At 68.5% G+C, this 20,044-nt stretch carries 20 protein-coding genes and 3 pseudogenes; 11 read left to right on the plus strand and 12 right to left on the minus strand.

Translation table 11 applies throughout. The features are described 5' to 3' along the window. The first annotated feature begins 221 nt into the window (after nucleotides 1-221). The 6 genes and pseudogenes from OG522_RS39135 to OG522_RS39160 all read left to right on the plus strand — a co-directional run bounded on the left by OG522_RS39135 (nucleotide 222) and on the right by OG522_RS39160 (nucleotide 5,000). Nucleotides 222-977 (plus strand): dienelactone hydrolase family protein, encoded by a 756-nt coding sequence (locus OG522_RS39135; RefSeq protein ID WP_329468214.1) that lies wholly within the window; start codon nucleotides 222-224, stop codon nucleotides 975-977. A gap of 319 nt (nucleotides 978-1,296) precedes the next feature. Beyond that, nucleotides 1,297-1,540: pseudogene (locus OG522_RS39140) on the plus strand (site-specific integrase); the annotation flags it as partial. Nucleotides 1,541-2,042: 502 nt separating this feature from the next. Continuing rightward, on the plus strand, nucleotides 2,043-2,753 hold the full coding sequence (locus tag OG522_RS39145) for a hypothetical protein (protein WP_329468215.1): 711 nt from the start codon (nucleotides 2,043-2,045) through the stop codon (nucleotides 2,751-2,753). Nucleotides 2,754-2,804: 51 nt separating this feature from the next. Further along, entirely contained in the window at nucleotides 2,805-3,356 is a 552-nt protein-coding gene (locus OG522_RS39150; RefSeq protein ID WP_329468216.1) for a YciI family protein, read from the plus strand. 194 nt (nucleotides 3,357-3,550) lie between these two features. Continuing rightward, nucleotides 3,551-4,234, plus strand: a pseudogene (locus tag OG522_RS39155) (recombinase family protein); the annotation flags it as partial. A gap of 385 nt (nucleotides 4,235-4,619) precedes the next feature. Beyond that, a complete protein-coding gene (locus OG522_RS39160) occupies nucleotides 4,620-5,000 on the plus strand; it encodes a peptidase inhibitor family I36 protein (RefSeq protein WP_329468217.1) in 381 nt (126 codons plus the stop codon). A gap of 91 nt (nucleotides 5,001-5,091) precedes the next feature. On the opposite strand, the gene OG522_RS39165 is transcribed toward OG522_RS39160, so the two are convergent. Further along, entirely contained in the window at nucleotides 5,092-5,535 is a 444-nt protein-coding gene (locus OG522_RS39165) for a DUF6294 family protein (RefSeq protein ID WP_329468218.1), read from the minus strand. 53 nt (nucleotides 5,536-5,588) lie between these two features. Beyond that, nucleotides 5,589-5,936 carry a hypothetical protein gene (locus tag OG522_RS39170; protein WP_329468219.1) on the minus strand — a complete coding sequence of 116 codons (348 nt, stop codon included), beginning with the start codon at nucleotides 5,934-5,936 and terminating at the stop codon, nucleotides 5,589-5,591. 214 nt (nucleotides 5,937-6,150) lie between these two features. On the opposite strand from OG522_RS39170, the gene OG522_RS39175 reads away from it, so the two are divergent. Further along, entirely contained in the window at nucleotides 6,151-6,576 is a 426-nt protein-coding gene (locus OG522_RS39175; protein WP_329468220.1) for a hypothetical protein, read from the plus strand. 351 nt (nucleotides 6,577-6,927) lie between these two features. Here OG522_RS39175 and OG522_RS39180 read toward each other — a convergent pair. Continuing rightward, nucleotides 6,928-7,302: pseudogene (locus OG522_RS39180) on the minus strand (helix-turn-helix domain-containing protein); the annotation flags it as partial. Between the two features lie 50 nt (nucleotides 7,303-7,352). Then, complete coding sequence (locus OG522_RS39185) at nucleotides 7,353-7,712, minus strand: hypothetical protein (protein ID WP_329468221.1); 360 nt, start codon at nucleotides 7,710-7,712, stop codon at nucleotides 7,353-7,355. A gap of 710 nt (nucleotides 7,713-8,422) precedes the next feature. On the opposite strand from OG522_RS39185, the gene OG522_RS39190 reads away from it, so the two are divergent. Beyond that, entirely contained in the window at nucleotides 8,423-8,656 is a 234-nt protein-coding gene (locus OG522_RS39190; RefSeq protein ID WP_329468222.1) for a hypothetical protein, read from the plus strand. Nucleotides 8,657-8,987: 331 nt separating this feature from the next. Here the strand turns inward: OG522_RS39190 and OG522_RS39195 are convergent, their stop codons facing one another. The 4 genes from OG522_RS39195 to OG522_RS39210 all read right to left on the minus strand — a co-directional run bounded on the left by OG522_RS39195 (nucleotide 8,988) and on the right by OG522_RS39210 (nucleotide 12,714). After that, the gene (locus OG522_RS39195; RefSeq protein WP_329468223.1) at nucleotides 8,988-10,226 is read right to left on the minus strand and encodes a cytochrome P450; all 1,239 of its coding nucleotides are present in this window, start codon (nucleotides 10,224-10,226) and stop codon (nucleotides 8,988-8,990) included. A gap of 24 nt (nucleotides 10,227-10,250) precedes the next feature. Continuing rightward, nucleotides 10,251-11,642, minus strand: a complete 1,392-nt coding sequence (locus OG522_RS39200) for an NAD(P)/FAD-dependent oxidoreductase (protein ID WP_329468224.1) — start codon at nucleotides 11,640-11,642, stop codon at nucleotides 10,251-10,253. Beyond that, a complete protein-coding gene (locus OG522_RS39205) occupies nucleotides 11,635-11,895 on the minus strand; it encodes a ferredoxin (RefSeq protein ID WP_329468632.1) in 261 nt (86 codons plus the stop codon). The genes OG522_RS39200 and OG522_RS39205 overlap by 8 nt, the downstream gene beginning before the upstream one ends. A gap of 144 nt (nucleotides 11,896-12,039) precedes the next feature. Further along, entirely contained in the window at nucleotides 12,040-12,714 is a 675-nt protein-coding gene (locus OG522_RS39210; protein WP_329468225.1) for a hypothetical protein, read from the minus strand. 734 nt (nucleotides 12,715-13,448) lie between these two features. Here OG522_RS39210 and OG522_RS39215 point away from each other — a divergent pair. Together OG522_RS39215 and OG522_RS39220 are read left to right on the plus strand one after the other, a co-directional pair. Beyond that, the gene (locus OG522_RS39215) at nucleotides 13,449-14,363 is read left to right on the plus strand and encodes a hypothetical protein (protein ID WP_329468226.1); all 915 of its coding nucleotides are present in this window, start codon (nucleotides 13,449-13,451) and stop codon (nucleotides 14,361-14,363) included. A gap of 802 nt (nucleotides 14,364-15,165) precedes the next feature. After that, the gene (locus OG522_RS39220) at nucleotides 15,166-15,597 is read left to right on the plus strand and encodes a VOC family protein (protein ID WP_329468227.1); all 432 of its coding nucleotides are present in this window, start codon (nucleotides 15,166-15,168) and stop codon (nucleotides 15,595-15,597) included. Nucleotides 15,598-15,665: 68 nt separating this feature from the next. On the opposite strand, the gene OG522_RS39225 is transcribed toward OG522_RS39220, so the two are convergent. Both OG522_RS39225 and OG522_RS39230 read right to left on the minus strand, forming a co-directional pair. Then, complete coding sequence (locus OG522_RS39225; protein ID WP_329468228.1) at nucleotides 15,666-15,800, minus strand: hypothetical protein; 135 nt, start codon at nucleotides 15,798-15,800, stop codon at nucleotides 15,666-15,668. Nucleotides 15,801-16,142: 342 nt separating this feature from the next. After that, nucleotides 16,143-16,646 carry a hypothetical protein gene (locus tag OG522_RS39230; RefSeq protein WP_329468671.1) on the minus strand — a complete coding sequence of 168 codons (504 nt, stop codon included), beginning with the start codon at nucleotides 16,644-16,646 and terminating at the stop codon, nucleotides 16,143-16,145. Between OG522_RS39230 and OG522_RS39235 the strand changes: the two genes are divergently transcribed. Further along, nucleotides 16,603-16,962, plus strand: a complete 360-nt coding sequence (locus OG522_RS39235) for a DUF4232 domain-containing protein (protein WP_329468634.1) — start codon at nucleotides 16,603-16,605, stop codon at nucleotides 16,960-16,962. The genes OG522_RS39230 and OG522_RS39235 overlap by 44 nt on opposite strands. A gap of 412 nt (nucleotides 16,963-17,374) precedes the next feature. Here OG522_RS39235 and OG522_RS39240 read toward each other — a convergent pair whose 3' ends face one another. Together OG522_RS39240 and OG522_RS39245 are read right to left on the minus strand one after the other, a co-directional pair. Then, nucleotides 17,375-18,895, minus strand: a complete 1,521-nt coding sequence (locus OG522_RS39240) for a SulP family inorganic anion transporter (protein WP_329468229.1) — start codon at nucleotides 18,893-18,895, stop codon at nucleotides 17,375-17,377. A gap of 35 nt (nucleotides 18,896-18,930) precedes the next feature. Then, complete coding sequence (locus OG522_RS39245; protein ID WP_329468230.1) at nucleotides 18,931-19,551, minus strand: carbonic anhydrase; 621 nt, start codon at nucleotides 19,549-19,551, stop codon at nucleotides 18,931-18,933. Between the last annotated feature and the right edge of the window lie 493 nt (nucleotides 19,552-20,044).

Raw genomic sequence — 20,044 nt, forward strand, 5'->3', positions numbered from 1 at the left:
CGCCCCTTCAGGGGGTCGGCCCGGTTTACGCCAGAATCCGGCCCCGAGGGTCGGTCTCCAACACCGTGGCCTGGGCAGGTGATCCGACAGTGCTGCCGTGGGAACGGGGTTTGTGACGGTTCCTGTGAGCCCTCGCCGTATTTCAGAGGGATACCCGCGCTGTTCTGCCAGCGGCAGAACACCAGCCGGACCGGGCTCGACGATCACTATCGTCCAGTCTCATGACGACGATTACAACGCGCACGGTCGAGTACCCGGCCGACGGTCTGACGATGTTCGGGCACCTCGCACTCCCGGCCGGTGTCGACCGCCGGCCGGCAGTCCTGATCGGACCCGAGGGGACGGGGCTCAGCGACGTCGAGCGCCGCCGGGCCGAGGCGCTGGCCGAGCTGGGTTACGTGGCGCTGGCCTTCGACCTCCACGGCGGACGCTATTTGGAAGACCCAGAGGAAATGTTGGCCCGTTGCATGCCGCTGCTCGCCGACCCCGACCGGATGCGGGACATCGGTCATGCGGCGCTCGACGTGTTGCGCGCCGAACCGCGGACCGACCCCGACCGGATCGCCGCCGTCGGCTACGGCACCGGGGGCGCAATCGCACTGGAACTCGGTCGCGATGGCGTCGACCTGCGCGCGATCGGGACAGTCAACGGGCTGATCACGGGCCGACCGGGCGAGGCGGCGCGCATTCGATGCCCCGTGTGGGCCGGGGTCGGGTCGGAAGACCCGATCATGCCGCCCGCGCAACGGAACGCGTTCACCGCCGAGATGCAGGCCGGGGGCGTCGATTGGCGCCTCGCGGTCTACGGCGGCGCCTTGCACGCCTTCCACCACCCGTCGGTCGGCCACACCGTGCGTCCCGGCGTCGGCTACCACCCACGGCACGCGCAGCGAGCCTGGCGCGACGTCCTCGACCTGCTCGCCGAGTGCCTGCCCGTGACGGAGGATCTGGTCAGTCCAAGCTCGGCCATCGGCTGACCAGCGCTTATCGGTCACTACGGCACATTTCTGGAGTGTTCCGGTCCCGTCCCGTCCTTCCACGCCGCAGGACGCCGACGATGCGCTCTCTGCCCAAGGCCGGGGCCTCCACGCAACGTTCGGGGGTGACGAGGGGATGCCGACCCACGTGGCGGAGCTCGGGAACGCCGCAAGCCCGCAGATGAGTCGCCGCCATGATCAGTTCAACGAGGGAATGTGCGACATCCCGTGAGTTCCCGTGAGTTCCCGTGAGCCCAGCTGAGTCCTCAAGCCCTTAGCCAGGAGGTGCCTTCTCCTTCGGGTGCAGTGCGTCTTCGTGGTCGGCCTGCGGGTCAGTGAGGCGTGCAAGCTCGACCTGACCGACATCAAGTGGGAGCTGGAAGCCGCTTCGGCAAGCTCCACGTCCGTCACGGCAAGGGGGCCCCTCGGCTTGGCCCGCGAGCGGATGGTGCCGGATATCAACGGTGCCGACCGCACGCTGCGGTGGTTCATCGAGGACGTGGGGTCAGTTCGACGACGACCACAGCCGCCCTGGCGCGCAAGCAGCCCCCCCCCGGCACCGGCCTGGCGCCCGGATTCCGGCTGGACGCAGCCATCGCTGTTCGAGCAGATCCCCCGCGACTACCGGCGACTCGCCCTGGCCGACGCCGCCCTGGCCAACCCCTGACTGACCTGGGCGAAGTACCCCGCGCACCGGCTCGCCGAGGCGCGCGGCTGGGGCCGCAACATCCGCTTGGCCGTCAACCGCGGCGTGGCCCTCGTCCTCACCGGCTACGTCGAGGGGGACGTCATCCGTCCCACAGAGATCTTCGCCCCATTGCGTGTTCCTGGACCTGCCGGTCGGCCACACCGTCACGGTCCTGGAGGGGATGGGAATCTTCGAAGACGACAGCGAACCCTCCTTCGAACGCTGGCTCGCCGAGAGACTGGAAGGTCTCGCACCCGGCATCCGCTCGGAGACCGAACGTTGGACCCGCGTCCTTCGCGACGGCGGCCCGCGCAGCCTCCCGCGACGGGGGGCACCGTCTGGCTCTACCTCAACCGAGTCCACCCGCCCCTGCTGAGTTGGTCGAACCGCTACGACCACCTCCGCGAAGTGCCCGCGACGACGTCCTCACCTACATCAAGACCCTGCACGGCCATCAACACCACGACCAACTCGTCGCCGTACGCTCGCTGTTCACCTGGGCCAAGCAGAACGGGCTGATCTTCCGCAACCCCGCCGGCCGGATCAAGGTCGGGCAATACGAGTACGCCATGCTGCAACCGCTCGTCCCCGTACAGGTCGACCGCTCTGTCGCAGTGGCTACCACCCCGGCGACACGGCTCATCCTCACCCTCGTAGCGGTTCACGCCGCCCGAGTCGCCCAGATCGTCACCTTCATGCTCAACGACACCGACCTCGGCAACCGCCGACGGACCATCGCCGGACGTGTCCGCCCGCCGGACGACCTCACCACGCAACGGCTGCTGGACTGGCTGGAGCACCGGCACCGACGATGGCCTAACACCGCGAACCTTCACCCGCTGATCAACAACCAGACCGCCAACACCTCCAGCCGGGCCGGCAGCCACTGGATCAGTGCTGCGATGCGGGGACAGGACGCGACCCTGGAGAGACTCCGCGTCGACCGGCAGCTCGAAGAAGCCCGGGTCAAAGGACCCGACCCACTCCACCTCGCGGAGGACTTCGGGCTCGATGAGAAGACCGCGATGCGCTACGCGGACTCCGCACGGGCCCAGCTGCCGCAGGCAGCCGAACAACCCTCTCAGTGAAAACCGCTGAAAACCGCTCGACCGGTTACCTCATTGAAGAGATCTTTAGGCATGGAGTTCCTCTGCTACCACCGCGACCGGCCCGCCTCCCTGCCACTGCGCTACGAGCTGCAGGAAGCGCATTGGTCCTACATGGACCAGTACGCGAAGGAGATGATCGCCCGGGGCCCGACTCTCGCCGACGACGGCGACACACCCACCGGAAGCGTGCACATCCTCGACCTGCCCGACCCCGCCGCGGCCCGCACATTCGCCTTCGACGAGCCGAACTACCAGGCCGGCGTCTACCGGGACGTGCTGCTACGACGGTGGCGCAACACGCTGGGGCGCACCATGTGGGACTTCCCCGGCGGTCGGACGGGCGGCGACCGGTACCTGGTGATCGGCCTCGGCACGGGACAGGCCGCCGACCTCGCGGTGCCGCCCGACCTGAACGAGCTGATCGCCTACGGACCGCTGTTGTCCGACAACGGCGCCACCTGGCTGGGCACCGCGGCGCTGCTCCGAGCGCCGGACCCGGACACGGCACGCGCCATCCTGACCTCGGACGAGTACGCCGACATTGAGGTGCACAACTGGCAGTTCGGCGGACGCCCGACCTAGCCGAGGGTCCGTCGCCACAACCGCCGAAGCCCTTCGGGTCGCTCCGCATCCCCGTGTTCAACGTCAGGTAGACCGCTGCGGGGCCGGTGGGCGCCGGGGCGGCCGTGGCGGTGTCGGCGGGGGTCGCCATCGCCATGGTCCACGGTCCGGCTGCGGGACTCGACCCGGTCAGGGCACTGGAGGCCGGCAATCGCATGGCCCGCCACCACCGGCTGCTCGCCACCCGTGCCCACCTCGTTGAACTCCTCGGCGAAACACCGGGGCCGCGGCGACCTCCGACCGCGAAGCCGCCCGACGCATCACCAGAGCCCCCAGGCGCCGCCTGCGCCGCCCCGGCGGGCTCCCCGTGCCGGACTGGGAAGGGCAGGGTGGCGACCCAGTACCACACCGCCAGCTTCCGCCTCGTGCCCCAACTCGCCAAGGCCCTTAGCGTGCCGACTCCCGCCGTACGCAAGCCGGGCTCGGTGTGGACCGAGCTGCGCCGGCCCGTGCGCGCCGGCGCCGAACCGGTCGGACACGTCCGCCTCGACTACGCCCCGCGCCTCGACCGTCCGGAGTCCCTGGACGCACAGCTCGACTCGCTCGGCGAGGCCGGGGTCATCCGGGTCTTCTCGGAGAAGATCTCCACCCGCGCCACCCAGCGCCCGGAGCCGGAGGCCGCCGTGAAGCTCGCCGGGGAGATCCGCTCCTCCGGTGTCGCCGTCACCCTCGTCGTGCACGAGCACAAGCGTCTCGGCCGCGACATCGAACTCGCCGTGCTCGCTGAGGAGTTGAAGGCAAGTGACGTCGGTCTGGAGGTTCTCACCGGAGAACTGAAGGGCTCACACGACCCGTCCGGCGTCGTGTTCACCGTGCTCGCGGCCGTGTCCGGCATGGAGCGCGAGCACGTCCGCGACCGCACCCTCGAAGGCCACGAGTCCACGCGGAAGCGTGGCAAGACCATCGGCGGTGCCGGGGTCACCGACGACGACAGGCTGTCCCGCTCAACCAGGCGCTTCGTCTTGGACCGCACTCGCGAGGCGCGTGGGGCGGACTCCGGCGCACGACCGGCGCGTGCGCGGCCGTGCTTCCAGCCTCACCTGGTCGGCGAGAAATGCTCTGATGGTGCACTTTTTGCGACGAAATACTGGGCGCTGTTTTCGCGGGGCGGGCCCATCGGTGCCACCGCTCGGCCCCGCTGCTCCGCGCCCATGCGGTCCTGCGCGGCCGGCCCACGAGGTGTGGCCGGTCCGGACCGCCGACGAGAAAGAGGAGTTGCTCCTTATGCGTCGTATCCACTCGTTCGCCGTCGCCTCTGTGGCCCTGGCCGCCGCGCTGGGCGTCGTACCCACCGCGACCGCGACCTCCGCGGCGCCCGCCCGAGCAGCGGCCTACAACTGTTCACCAGGATACTTCTGCATCTACAGCGGCTGGAACGGTTCGGGAACCCGTTGTCAGTGGTCGCAGTCCAGCCTGGCCAACACGGCGGACAACTGCTCCTTCATCCAGAAGGGCCAGAACGTGCGCTCCGTGTGGAACAAGACGGGGCACCGCGTCCAGTACTACACGCAGACCAACTACCACGCGCGCGTCGGATCCACCGAGGCCGGCAAGGGCGGCAACGTCCAGGGCAACTACCAGATCCGCTCCTTCAAGCCCCAGTAGAGGCGCCCCCGCATCCATCCGGGCGGCACATGAAGAAGCGGCGGCGCTGTGCTTTGCAGAGCACAGCGCCGCCGCTCCTGATGAGCGAGTCTCAGCACTCGGAGTGCTGGACGACTCTCGCGATGGCGTTGTACACGCTGGGTTCGAAGGTCCCCTGCACCGTGTAGGTGTGGTGCTTGCTCGGCCACATGGTCGGGCTGTCGTAGGTCCCGGTGGTGTACATCGTCTGGCCCGCAGAATTGTTCAGCTTGAAGCGCGAGTGCCAGATGTCCCCGCTGATGGTGCGGGTCGTCCAGGCCGTGGCGTTGAACGTGAGTTTGCCGTCGGAGTAGAGCTGTAGGTGCCCGCCCGTCTGATGGCAGTCACCGACGCTCAGGTCGTCCCACGTGAACCATTTGTAGTCGGCCGCAACCCCTGAACGGACGGTGCTCCCTCGAGAGTCGGCCGAGGCGGTCGCGGGGTTGAGAACGAGGACGGTGGCTCCGATGGCGGCCGCCGTCACGAGTACCCTGCTAGCCCGTCGGAGTACGTTCATTGATCAACTCCCCTGCCATTGAGGTAACTTGGGGCGGTTGAATGGGTCATGCGCTAGGCCGAGCCGAAGCCCACGCTGCGGGCGGGCAGCGGCGGCGGGCCGGTCTCGTCCCACGTCCCCCCGACGCCCACGATCGCGAGGAGTTGCCGGCAGTCGGTGTCCGCGTAGACGAATGCGGTGGCATCGGTGTCGTTGCCCGCGTGGGCCGCACCGCCGGCCAGTGGCAGGCACACGTCGTTCGGCGGATTGACGAGCGCGTCGAGTGTTCCGGTGTCGAACCGGATGTACGGGAACTGGCCTCCGGACGCCTGGGCGCCGGACGGCAGCAGGGCAATCAGAAGAAGAGCCCCGCCAACCGCCGTTCCCAGCCGCCGAATTGCCGCGCGCTTTCCGGAGGTCACTTTCCGCGTAGCTTTCCGTAGAGTCTTGCGTGGCGTAATTCGCCTGTGCATAGACACCCCCCTCTGGGTCCCTCGATGGTTCCGCAGGAAAAACGCCGTCGGCAACCGCTCGAATGGGCGTGTACCGACCTTCCGGGCGCCCGCCCGCGCCCGTGCGTCGAGGTGTGCGCTGCGCCGTCCGAGTGACGACGGGGGTGAGTTGCCTTCCGTCCCCATGTCGATGCAGGACGCTCAAATGGAGCGGCTACAGGGCGAGTTGGGCGTAGAGAGGGGGGTGCCGATGCGTGTGCTCAGGCGGGAACTCACGGGCAGGAGGGTGACCAGGTCGGTTTTGGTCGCCGGTGCGGCGCTGTCGCTGTTCACCGCGATGGCCGGACTCTGCACCGATGCCCAGGCAGCCACGGGAAGCTTCAGCTACCAACGCGCGGACACTGGGGGATTCACCACCATCGACAACCCGCCCGACCATTTCTGTTTCATTCTCAGCGGTGAGGCACTGAGTGTCCACAACGGAACGAACAGCACCGCCATTCTGTACGAGGACGCGGAATGCGACCCGAATCAATTCCTCGATGCGGCACAGCCGGGACAGACCCTGAGCTTCGGCGTACGGCTGCCGCTGAGCGTGCGATTCGGCTGACTGCGGGGGACCAGGGGCGGGGGCGTGCGGAAGTCGCCCTGCGCGAGGGGGAGTTGTCGCCTCTGGATGGCGAGGACGAGTATGGAAATTCAGACGCCATCGAGTTCCACCAGTGCTGTTGATGGGCTCACACCCCCAAGGCCCATACCGACACCGAGACATGGTGGGATCAACACGCTTCACCGATGAAAACGACCCCTCAGCCACGCAGGCCCCGCCGATCGCCAGGGGCGGCATCAGCAGGGTCTGCGCGTACGACAGATCAGGCGGCGGCCAGCAGGCCCGCAGTGCCCGGGTACGGTCCGTACGACTCGTCCGTCGAGCTTTCGTTGGCGCACATGGTCAGCAGCGCGATTGCGACTGCTCGGCAATGGTGTGGTCGCGGGTGGGGGCCAGGGTGCCGTCCACGATGAGCACGGTGTCCTTGGCGAACCGTTTGCGGGGCTGGAGCGCGAGCATCGGCCCAAGATGGCCGATCACGCGGTCCGCCGCGGATTTGGACACCCCGAACATCGGGGCGAGCTGGCGCATCGTCAAGTTCATGCGCCAGTACGCCGCGACCAGCAGTGCCCGGTCCTCCAAGGACTGGCTCCACGGCCGACCCTTGCGGACGGCATCCGCACCCTCACGCCGCAGCACTGTCACCAGCTTCCCGAACAGGCGGGGGCTCAGCCCGGTGAACGGGGCTATCCAGGACGACTCCGACGCCGTGATCACACCAGCCACGCCGCGATCATCGCACCGGCCAGCGTGCCCCGTCAGCATCCCTCCCCGCCTCAGCGGAACTCGTGGACCACCTGGATCTCGCCGACAATGTGGGCGTTGAAATCGTCCAACTCCTCGGCCGGAACCCAGAGCTCGAGGATCGTCTGCCCGCCGGCCTGCTGGATGGGATACCGGCTCAAGAACTCCGACTCGACCCCGAAACGAGTGACGAACCCGGCGCCATCGTGCTTCACGTTCCAGTCCCGCGCGATCCTCACCGCGTAGTCCTCGTTGAGGACCGGGTAGAAGATCGGCTGCTCGGGCAGCCGGGGCGGCCAGGCACGCCAGTTCAGCTCCCGAACCAGATCCAGCTCCTTGGGGCCGGTGGGGCGCCACAGGGTCGTCGTTGCTTGCTGGCTGGTCATCTGCATCGCTCTCTGAACGTAGGCCGCCGGTACGACGGGTCGGGAGACCGGACGATACCGGCACCGCGAACTCAGCAGCTACACAGTTTCCGCACCTTGGCCAGCTCCGTGACCAGCAGATACGGGACAGCCCTTAGGCGGCGAAGCCTGCTATGCGGGCGACTACCTCACCGCTGATCGCCGGTGAGCAATGAGCTGGCCAGCCAAGGTGAGGACTTGGTCCCACATCGGTTCCAGGGCTTGATCGGTACGGCCCATGACCCACGCCGTAGTCGCCCCAGTCGCCTCGGTCACCGTGAACAGATCGGTTCAGGGCGCCTAGGCCGTCGTGTACATGATGGCGGGCCTCCAGGCCGACCAGGGAGGTCACTCGAACGGAAGTCAGCGTCACGATGTCGATGAAGAGCGCCATCGGGGTGAAGGACGGTACGGAGAGGGCGGGTTGATGCGCACGGTGTTGTCGCACGCGACGTCAATGCGATGCTGACCGTCGTGGGGGCACACAGAAAGCCAGCCTTCGACAGGGCGAGGAAAGCCTCAAGAGCCGCTCTGTTAACGTCACGCGGCTCGGTTGCGAACTCGTGGGGCCGGCCATCGGAATCGGGGCCGCTGCGCGGGGCAACGCCGGTGATGCCGTCAGTGACATCGCGGCGCAGGGCACCGGGCCTGGTGGAGCCCGGACGGTGACCGACGGCCCTCCCCTTCCACCGGGGCAGATGGACTGGACCTCCGAAGCGCGCCAGGAACTCGACCTCATGCCGCCCGACGGACAGCAGCTCATCCTGGCCGCGCGGGCGGAACTGGTCACCGGAGTGATCCGCGTCTCCGGGCACAGGCACCGTAAACCCCGGGCCATGTCCGAGGCATCAGTGGCGCACTTCTACGACGAGCCGGCCGACCATCACCAGCTGGTCCACGCGGACCGGGACGCGAGTATCCCTCGTCAGTGAACGCCCTGGATCCCTGATCGGCCAGGATCGCGTGGCGGTACTCGACTGCTCCTGCGGCATGGGGGCCCAGGCCATCGGCTCGGCGCTGCGCGGGCACCGCGTCACCGGGATCTACCTCAGCCCCGCGCCGGTGCCCGCGAGGCCGCCGGCTGGAGTCGGAGTCTGCGCACGGCCGCCGCAGACATGCAGTGCGGAGTGCCACCACGGAGATGGCTCCAAGACGACGGCGGCGTATGCGCGGAGCGAGCTGGCTTCGGCAACCTCACAGGAGAAGCGGTTCGCGGAGTTGGCGGCCGTTCTGGTGCCCAGACAACCGGCGCCCGGCCAGGGCCTAGGCGCCGACTTCGGCGCAGGTGATGTGGAGGTGGCGGGGGCCGCGCAGGACGGCGTTCTGGCGGTAGGGGGGCGGGTCCTCCAGGAGGCGGGGGTTGCGGAGGCGGCGGGCCAGTTCGGTGAGGGCGATCTGGGCCTCCAGGCGGGCCAGCGGAGCGCCGAAGCAGCTGTGGATGCCGCTGCCGAGGCCCAGGTGCTGGATGTCCGCGCGGTCCGGGTCGAAGCGGTCGGGGTTCTCGAAGCGCTGGGGGTCGCGGTTTCCCGAGGCGAGGATCAGCCACATCGAGGAGCCCTTGGGGATGGTGACCCCGCGCACCTCGATGTCGACCAGCGGGGTGCGCTGCGGCAGTAGTTGTACCGGCGGTTCGAATCGCAGCAGCTCCTCCACCAGCGGCGCCGCGAGCGCCGGGTCCCGGCTCAGCCGTTCCAGTACGTCGGGGTTGCGCAGCAGCGTGAGCATCCCGTTCGTGATCAGGTTGACCGTCGTCTCGTGGCCGGCGATCAGCAGCAGCGCGGCGGTGCTGAGCAGTTCCATGGTCGACATGGACTCGTCCTGCTCGTGCCCCACGGCCAGCTGGGACAGCATGTCGTCACCGGGCTGCTTGCGCCGCTCCTCGATGAGACCGGCCAGGTACATGCCCAGTTCCATCCGGGAGTCGTGGGTCTTGCGCTGCCTTTCGGCGGGATCCGCGTCCGGATCGGGGTCCAGGCTCGCGGCGAGGGTGTCCGCCCAGGTGTGGAAGCGGGGCTCGTCCTCGCGTGGCACCCCCAGCAGTCGGCAGATCATGGTTACGGGGAACGGGTAGGCGAACTGGTCGACCAGGTCGATGCGTTCGGGGTCTCCGAGGTTGTCGATCAGCCCGGTGACGATGGAGCGGAGGTCGCCCCGCATCCCGTCGATGCGGCGTGGGGAGTGCGGAGGCCCGAAGGGCCGGTTGGCCATCCGGCGCAGCCGGTCGTGCTCGGGCGGATCCAGCTTGAGGAAGCTCGGCGGGAGGGCCGCGGCCTCCTCCTCGCCACCCTCGGCCAATGGGTCCCCGGCCGTCGCGGCCAGGTTGCGGGTGTCGGAGCTGAGTCGCGGGTCGTGCAGCAGGCTCTGGATCTCGTAGTAGGTGCTGATGACGTACGGCCCGCTCCCGTCGTGGAAGACGGGAGTCTTGCGCAGTTCTTCGTACAAGGGGTACGGGTTCGCGCGGTTGGCGTAGTCCAGGATCTCGCTCAGGATGCCGTGGGTCATTGCGGTCCTCCGGGGGCCTGCGGGTCAGTGCCCGGCGGGGGTGAACGTCATCCGCCGGTCGGCCGGCGAGTATCCGCTCAGGGTGATGGTCGGCCCGTGCGTGGGCACGGACGGGTCGGGGAAGTCGGCGGGGACGGGCCGGTTGCCGTCGGAGCGCCGATCGACCGTCGGGAACGGCACCGGGAAGGGCGCGGTGCTCTCGATCTGCTGCTGGTAGAACGGCAGCCACCGGCCGTTGTCGAAGGTGACGGCCCCGATGACGCGGCCCTGGTACCCATAGACACCGGTGAAGCGGCGTTCTGCGCGCGAGCCCTGCGTGATCATGATTTCGGATCCCATCGACGGAACGCCGACGGATTTGATGTTGACCCCGAACTGCGAGGACCAGAAAGCCGGCACCCAGATGTGCGGGCGCCGGTCGCTGCTCACGCTGAGCATGTTGTGCGCCGCGGTCTCCGCCTGCGAGACGGCATTGCCCCAGTGCTCCAGGGAGAGGAACTGGTACCCGAACAAGGGGTGCGGGGAGCGGGCCACGTCCCCCGCAACGTAGATGTCGTCGGTGACGATGCCCCGGATGTCGAAGGCCCGGCAGCCCGCGTCGCAGGCGATGCCGCGCGGACCCGCGCCGAGCCCCGAGCCCCTCAGCCACTCGGTGTTGCGCTGGGCTCCCAACGAGACGACCACCACGTCGCAATCCAGCGTGGTGTCGTCGGAGAAGTGCGCGGCCCGCACGCGGCCGGTGGAGTCGCCCTCCAGCTGGGTGACCATCACGCCGGTGCGCAGGTCGACGCCGTGCTCCCGCTGGAGCTCGGCGCTCACGGCCCCGATCACCCCGCCCAGCGCCCCGACCAGGGGCGCGTCGCCGCGTTCGGCGACGGTGACCTCCAGCCCGCGCTCCCGGCACGCCGAGGCGATCTCCGACCCGGTGAAACCGGCGCCGATCACCAGCACCCGGCGGGGCCGCGCGTCCAGTCGCCGCGCCAGCGCCGCGCCGTCGTCGCGGGTGCGCAACACGAACACGCCGTCGAGTTCGCTCTCGGCCGCGTTCGGCCAGGGCCGGGCCCGTACGCCGGTGGCGATCAGCAGCCGGTCGTACGGGACTTCGTCCCCGTCGGCCAGCTTGACCCGCCGGGCCGCCATGTCGAGGCCGACGGCCGGTACGCCGAGCCGCCACTCGGCGTCGATGGCCCGGCGGCGCGGCAGTGCGGTTCGCTCGGCCGTGGACTTGCCGAGCAGCACCCCCTTGGAGAGGGGAGGGCGGTCGTAGGGCTCGTACGGCTCGTCGCCGATCATGGTCAGTGAGCCGGTGAAACCCTTGTCACGGATGGTCTCGGCGGCCCGCAGACCGGCGAGCGAGGCTCCCACCACGACGATCCGGCCGTCGCGCTTGAGATGCTCCAGGGTCACTTCATGCATCGCGCGCCTCCGCGGCGGCCGTCAGGTCCCGGTCCTGTTCGCGGTTCCGGTCGAGGTTGAGGTCCAGGTCGTCCACGAGGATGGCCTGCACGGGGCACGCGGCGGCGGCCTGCGCCAACCGCTCGCGCTGGGCGTCCTCGGCCTGGGGATCGTAGAGGAGCCCCTCGTCCCCGTGCATCGCGAAGACATCGGGCGCGAGGAAGGCGCACTGCGCGTACCCCTGGCACCGGTTGAGATCGACGACAAGCCTCAGCAACGTGCGGTCCTCTCGGTGACCCCCTCGGCTCCCCGGACCAGCCTGCCGGACGCGCGCCGTTTCGGCCTGCCCACGTGAACCATCGGGGTGACGGCTGCCCAACCCCTGGCCCTCATGGGGCGTGGCGGGCGGCCCCCGGTCTCATGGGGTCTGGCCCTCATGGGGTGCGGCGGGCGGCCCCTCTGATGCGGCCTGGCGGGCGGCCCACAGGATGTACACGCTGATGAGGAGGGCCCAGGCGGGAAAGGCCAGCTCGGACCACGGCACGGAGGACCCCGCCACCAGCAGGACGAGGCCGACGACCACCCCGGCCAGGCTCAAGCCGCGCGGGAACGTCCCCAGCTTGCGCCCGATGGTGGACGTCGCGAAGACGAAGACTGCGGCCATCCGCATGCCGTACGTCGTGAGCAAGTCGTACGCGAAGTGCCGGCCGAAGTTCTGGGGTTGGTCGGCGGAGAGTACGGTCCCGGCGGCCGCGGCGGCGACGAGGAGGGAGGCGACGAAGACCAGTCCGCTGCCCAGGAAGACAGTGGCGATGAACCGGTCCTCGGCCTCACCGGTGTGGGCGCGCACGGCACCTACGAACCAGAGGAAGGCGATGCCGGCGAAGGGGATGAGCCCCACCGCCGTGTTCACCGCGTTGCGCTGTGCCGCGTCGATATTCACGGTGGAGCCGCCGGCTCCTTCCGGCAGACCGATCCGGGCGAGTACGATCGCCGCCGCCAGCAGGACTGCGAAGAGGATGCCGGCCACTCCCGCCGCCCGAGGGGTCTCCAGGTTCTGTGTCCGGGACGCGCCCGGTGATCGCTCTCTCATCCGTCCAGCAAGCAGGGCTCCCGGCCCGGCTGCCAACGGGGTCACCCAGCCGCGTGACGCCGGTGACAGGTGGACCCGGCGGGGGTCAGGGGTGCATTGGGGAGCGGCTGTGTGGACCCGCGAGCCTAGGGTTCTGCCTTATCGGCTGGGCCCTTGGACGCATCCGCGAGTACGTCCTTGGGAAGCTGGTCGACCAGTGCGTGCAATGCGTGCAATGCGTGCAATGCGTGCAACGCGTCGCGGGGCACCACACCGCCACCCTGGCCCATCGATGTCCTCGCAGCGGGACGGCGGGCGCCCCGGCCGCGCGCGGATTGCGCGCCGCTCGGCCTCCTCGCGGACCAGAGCCCGCTCCTGAACCTCCCGATCCCGGTGGCCCTCGCGACCAGAGCGCGTACTCCACCGTCGGGTTCGCCCCACAACTGCGCCCCCACAACGGGGAGTTCGGGGCCTGGATGTACCGTGCTGCTCTTCGCTGGCCGTCCTGAGTGCCAGGGAGCGAACGTCGTCCCGGCGCCATCCGACCCTCCCGCCTGCTGCGTGCTTCGTGCAGCGGCAGGTCCTGTGACGCTTTGGTGACATGGAAGGGACGCTTCTCGCACAGGTGATCCATAAGTTTCTTCTTGCAGCCCCGCCCAGCCTCAACGGCCCCACCCGACAGAGGAGGCGGCATGCAACCTCTCCTGTTTTCTCCTTCTCCGGCCGTTCGGCCGCCTCTTGTCACGGAGTCGTTCATGTCGACCTACACCCCTTCCCGCCGCCGCTCGACCCTGCGGGCCGCCGTCGCCACTGCCGTTCTCGGCGGGGCCCTCCTCACACCCGCAGTCGCCTTCGCCGCCGATGCTCCCAAGGCCGCCGCTTCGGCCCCGGCCACCGCGACGGACGGGAAGCTGGTGGGCCACCCTGTGCTGGCCGACGGCACCAAGGGCGATCTGTGGAAGAAGGGCGAGGGCTGGTACTACCTCGACCTCCACACCGACAGCGGCATGCCGATCGGCAGCTTCCACGTCGGTGGGACGAGCAAGCAGACCCAGGACGGCCAGCAGATCCGCGGCATGTGGGTCACCCTGAACAGTTCCGGTCAGGTCCGGTCGTGGAAGAACCCGGCGACGGGGCACGGTTTCGACGCCGGCGGCACCGAGACGAGGAATGGTTGCACGGTCGCGTGGAGCATGGGGACTCCCTTCGAGGGTGTCAGCCTGCGGCTCTCCAACGGCCCTTCGGGCCCGGTCGCGCAGCTCTTCGACGCGCAGACGGCCCAGGTGATGACCACCCTCACCAAGTCCAACCGAGAGGGCCTGGCCGGGGGCGCCCGTATCAAGGACGCCGATGACCCGCAGGTGCCCCAGTTCCAGATGCGTGTCATCGGCGGGAAGACGCCGTGGGAGGGCATCGCCTTCCCCAAGCCCGCCAAGGACTGCGCCCAGCCCGCTGCCAAGCCCTCGGGCGCGGCGAAGCCCACCGCCGCGGCCTCCACTCACAACGCCTCGCAGACCTCCGTGCTGCCCAAGGGCGGTGTCGCGGCCGGTGCCGAAGTCAAGGGAGACTCCGGCAACACGACTGCCCTGGTCGCGGGCGGCACGGGCGCTGTGGCTCTCGGAGCGGCCGGGTTCGTCGTCCTGCGCCGCCGCGCAGCAAACCAGCGCTGACCCGCCCCGCCCGGAAGCCCCCGTACCTACGGGGGCTCCCGGCCTGCCCCGGGCGCAGGTCATTCACGCGAAACCCACTGCTCGGCCGGCCGTTTGACGTCCGGTGCCGAACGTGGCTCGTGCGTGGTCCAGCTCCGGTCCGCACCCTGACAGCGCCCGACCCCTCACTTCGGTCCGAAGGTCCTGATCAACACATTGAGTCTGTTCCAACCCGGTGGCGCTGACCGCGAGTTGGACACGCCTGCGCAATGACGAAGCTCCTGGCATACGGGTTCTCGACCAAGACCACCCATGTCCGCCAGGAGCTTCACGTGCTCGTATACCCATCGTCGATGGGTCTGCCCCGTCCCACCCTGCGACACCTGAGCAGACAACCCCACCCTGCGACACTTGAGCGGACAACTCGCCGTCGGGCACCGGAAGATCGGGACGCGGTGGCAGTGGCTGCCGGCCGACTATCAAGCACTGCTTCCCTGTCCCACCTGCAGTGCGGCGCCCCTTACACCCAGCTCGCCGCCTGGTTCGGGATCGGCATCGCCCCCGTGTTCCGCTGTATGCGTGAGGCCATTGACGTACCGGCTGCCCTCGCTCCGACCTTGGCCGAGGCGACGATCACGATCCGAGAGAGGTGAGGCAGGAGTAGAACTCGCCCCGAAATCAGGGAAGTTCAACCAATGGCCCTCGTCGGGCATCGTGATGCAGCAGGCTCATCCTCGCGGTCCTCGCGGCAGGGCCGTCCTCCCGGCAACGTGTGGAACCACCCGCCCGGGGAGATGAGCAGGGCCCCTGTTATCGTGCGCCGATGTCAATGATCAAGCAGTTCCAAGTGACCTTCGACTGCGCGGAGCCTGCGCGCCTCGCCGCCTTCTGGTGCGAGGTGCTGGGGTACGTCGTACCGACAGTCCCGGAGGGCTTTGCCACGTGGGAGGAGTACCACCACTCGCTGCCGCCTGAGGATGAGATCTACTTCGCGTGCACTGATCCCTCGGGTGTGGGACCGCGCGTGCTCTTCCAGCGAGTTCCCGAAGGCAAGGTCGTCAAGAACCGGGTGCATCTTGATGTGCGGGTCGGCACAGGGCTCGTGGGTGACGAGCGCCTGGCCACACTCGAGGCCGAATGCGCACGGCTGATGGCGCTCGGCGCGAAACACGTGCTGACGCAGCGCGCCGATGACGTCAACGAGTCCTGCATCACGATGCAGGACATCGAGGGCAACGAGTTCTGCCTCGACTGATCCTCCTCCGAGACTGCGAGGGGGAGCCATCTCCCGGGGGACCTCTCAGGTCTCTTATGCGGCAGAAGCTATCCCGTGAGAGCGAGGTTGTGCAGTCGGGCGATGCCGAGCAGAGGGCGTCGTAAGAACTTGTTCTCGCCATGGCGGGAACTGCCCACCAGCGCACTGTTGTTGGTGGAGTGGTTGGTGATGTACATCGCCATGCCATTGGTGCGGGGGAGACGATCTGGTAGCCCGTCACGGCTGCCGCGGAGGAGTGGGTGGTGGGGGTGGGGCGTTGCTGCCGGGGTTGCACGGACAGCAACCGCACGCCGGTCCGCAAGGGAAAGCGCCACCGTCCTCGTCAAGCAGCCTCTCGCTTCAGCCGCCGGTCAGTGCGGAGGAGGCTGAGTCCGCGCTGGTGCGGCAGTGAGGCTGAGAAGGGCCAGGTGGTTGTGCGGTCGGCTTCAGCGTGTGTGCCTTCAGGGCTCGGCAGTTGTTGCAATGCGCCCGCCCGGCCTGTCCGAGTTCCTCCGCCTTTCCGTAACGGCGGCTCGACTCACATGTCACAGCGGTGTCTTGGTGTAACTCCTTCCGCAACTCATCGCCCGGCGTAGACCTCCTATGAAACAACTGTGGCCGCTCAGCTGGCGCGAGCGACCGATACCACACTGCTTCCCAGGAGTACCGATGCGCGTCAAGAAGATGTCCGTCCTCGCCGTCGTCGTCGCTGCTGCCGGCCTCTCGCTGACCGCATGCAACAGCAGCGACGGATCGAGCGCTTCCGCCAACACCAGCGCGTCCGCCAGCGCGAGCAGCTCCACGGGCGCGAGCAGTTCCACAACCGCGGGAACCTCCACCGGCGGCCAGGGCTCGACCTCAGGCTCCTCCTCCGGTTCCACCGGTTCCACTGGCTCCAAGAAGGGCAGTGGATCCACTGCACAGGCCCAGTCCTCGGCGTCGGGCTCCAGGTGCAAAGCCGACCATCTCGCCCTCAGCGCCACCGCCAGCGGGACCAAGGACGAGATAGTCGTCAACATGAAGAACACCGGTTCCAGCAAGTGCAGCATGCACGGCTTCCCCGGAGTCCAACTCGTGGGCCCCGATGGACTGGGTGACAACAGGCCCGACGCCGCCCGCGCCGACGCCACGGCGTCCACCGTCACCGTCGGGCCCGGCGAGGAGACCCGCTTCCTGCTGCACTACAGCCCGGACACCAGCGGCTCCGGCAAGACCTACACCCGGCTTCTCGTCACCCCGCCCAACGAGACGGTCGGGGAGATCGTGAACCTCAACGGTGTGACCATCACCATCGCCGCCGCCAGTGGCACCGTTCCGGACGTCGTCGTCGACCCCGTCGGCTACCACGTCGGCTCCGGCAAGTGAGCCCAGCAGCCACGCCCCCGCCCGAGCCGTCGGGCCCGTGGCCAAAGCGTTGTGTGACATCCCACGGGTTCGTCCTGGCTTCATTCATCTCCAGTTGCCGCAGGCCGGAGCGCTTTCACAGCGCGCGGCAGCACACTCTCCCAACCCTGCCGCCGCGCTCGTAGCGTCGGAGCTATCACCAGTCACCGCGCCGCCGACCGCTCGCCGGGGCCGCCCCAACTGTCCTTTCCCCAGGCAGGTCGAGGGGGCTGCCACGACGGCTGTCCGCCGACCGCCGTGGCAGCCCCCTCAAACCGGAGCCCTTTCAACCGGGTCCTTTTATGCCCGAAGTATTCGCCACCGTTGTCAGGCATGGTGAGCGTTTCGCCCGGCCCTGGTACACGGGAACCCGGCTACTTGTTGGGAGGCAACGTCACGCGGATCGGGCCGCTGCCCCCGCCGACGCGGTGGTGGCGTCGTTCTCCGTGGCCGGCACTCTCACCCGTACCGGTTCGGTGCCGGTGGTGTGGTGGCGTGCTGCCCAGTTCTCCAGGGCGGCGCGGCAGGCGTGATCCAGATGCCGCACGGCCGTCAGGTCGAGTTCGATGGGCTGGTCCTTCGGTAGTGCCTCCAGGGTCTGCAGGATGCGGGGGAGCCGGAGGAAGGTGGCGTTGCCGGTGAGGGTCACCACCAGCCTGCCGTCGGTGAGTTCGCGGGTGTCGAGGTGGACGTGGGAGGTTTCCCACGCCGACTTCGCCACGGCCAGCACCAGGCCCAGGACCACGCCTTCGAACATGCTCGTCGTCACGATGGCGATGGCCGTGATCGTGAGGATGACGAGCTCGCCGCGGTGTTGGCGCCACAGCGGGAGTACTTCCTTCACGGGGATCAGCTTGCAGCCCGCGTGGACCAGTACGCCCGCGAGTGCCGCGAGCGGGATGATCCCGATCACGGTGGGCAGCAGCACGGTGAACAGCAGCAGCCACAGCCCGTGCAGGATGCGGGAGGCCTTCGTCGTCGCGCCTGCCTGGAGGTTGGCGGAGCTGCGGACGATGACCGCGGTCATCGGCAGGGCCCCGAGCACGCCGCACACGGTGTTGCCCACGCCCTGGGCGACCAGTTCCTTGTCGTAGTGCGTACGCGGGCCGTCGTGCATGCGGTCCGCCGCCGCCGCGCTGAACAGCGATTCCGCCGAGGCGATGAGGGCGAAGGCAAGGACCGTGCCGAGTACCGCGAGGCTGCCCAACGAGCTGACGTCGCTCAGGCCGGGCGGCTGGATGGCCTCGAAGAGCCCCTGTACCTTCACGTTGGCGATGTCCAGGCCGCCGATCGCCGTGACGCCGGTGGCGAGGGCCACCGCGGCCAGCGGGGCGGGGATCAGACGCACCGTGGCGGGCAGTCTCTTCCACCCCACGAGCACGATGATGGTACCGAGGCCCACCGCGAAGGCGGTCAGTGCGGAGCGGCTGGTGGCGATGTCACCGACCAGACCCGGGATGCCGAAGATCTTCTCCAGGCCCGAGCGCGGCTGCTGCACGCCGGCCATGGTGTACAACTGCCCGAAGATGAGCACGAGTCCGATGCCGGCCAGCATGCCCTGGACGACCGACACGGAGATCGCCCGGAACCAGCGGCCGAACCGCAGCAGGCCGAGGCCGATCTGGAGCACTCCGGCGGCCAGCACAATGGCGCCGAGCATGCTCAGTCCGAACTCCCAGACGGCTTCGAAGACAAGGACGGTCAGGCCCGCGGCCGGGCCGCTGACCTGTAGCGCGCTCCCTGGCAGGAAGCCCACGACCAGCCCGCCCACGATGCCGGTGATCAGGCCCAGTTCGGCCGGTACGCCCGACGCCACGGCGACTCCGACACACAGGGGCAGGGCCACCAGGAACACCACGAGCGAGGCGAGCGCGTCTTGGCGCAGGACGGCAGGATTCTTGAAAGCGGAAAGCATGGGTGAGGGTCCCCCCGAATTCGTGTCCGGCCGGTTCACAGGGCTTTGAATGGCAGTCCGCCGTCTTGCGCCTGTTGCGCTCTGACCACGCCGGTATGCACTTCGTAGTACCAGGCGTGCAGGGAGAGCGTGCCCGCGGTGATGCGCTCCTGGACGCAGGGGTAGCCGTGCAGCGTCTCCAACTGCGCGACGGCGTGGGCCTGTACGGCTTCCGCGAGGTCGGCGGAGTCCGTCGCCAGCGAGCGGACAGGGGCGTGCGGCGGTACGGCTTCTTCCAGCCAGCCGCGGACGGCGGGAACGGCGGCCAGGTCCTCGCCGCGGACCACCGCGCCTATCGCGCCGCAGTGGGAGTGGCCGCAGACGATGATGTCGCGGACGCCGAGGACGCGAACGGCGTACTCGATGGTGGCCGCCTCACCCGTGGGGCGGTCGAGGTCGGGGTAGGCCGGGACGATGTTGCCGGCGGTACGCAGTTCGAAGAGCTCACCCGGGCGCGCCCCGGTGATCAGGGCCGGTACGACGCGGGAGTCCGAGCAGGTGATGAACAGGACTTCCGGAGACTGCCCGGCCTCAAGGGCCTGGAACGCCTCCGCATGTTGAGGATCGGCCACGTGCGTGGTCGAGAAGGAGCGCGCATTGTCGATCAGTGACTTCATGATGGCCTGCCTCCTGCGCCTGCGTGGCTTCAGCCGGGGCGCGGTGTGGTCGGGTCGGTCAAGAGCGGTGTGGAGGGGTGCGGCGGCGATCTGTGAGCGCCACGTCTTCGGGGCGTTGCGCCACACCACTGCGGCTCAGCCGTATTCGCAGCCGCAACCAAAACCTTACCAGCACTTTGCCTGTTGATGGTGATAAAACAATTGCAATAATCCATAGAAATAGGACATTTGATCAATTTTGAAGTCGATCCAGAGGGCTGCGGCGCCGTTACGCCATCGCTCAACTAGCCGTTTGTATAAGGGACTTGCGCCTCCAGTGCCTCATGAGTCACTCCCTGGCCGGATTCACGCCCCACACCACGGGCAAGCCTCGACCTTCACTTGACGGATGATCAAGCTTTACCTTTCATTTACGCGAAGTCAGGGCCTGTGGAAATGTGAAACAGCCTCTCGACGCAAACATCCTCTCGGCGCAACGCGATTGCAGAGTCGT

Origin of the sequence: Streptomyces sp. NBC_01431 (assembly GCF_036231355.1) — a bacterium.
Classification (GTDB): Bacteria; Actinomycetota; Actinomycetes; order Streptomycetales; family Streptomycetaceae; genus Streptomyces.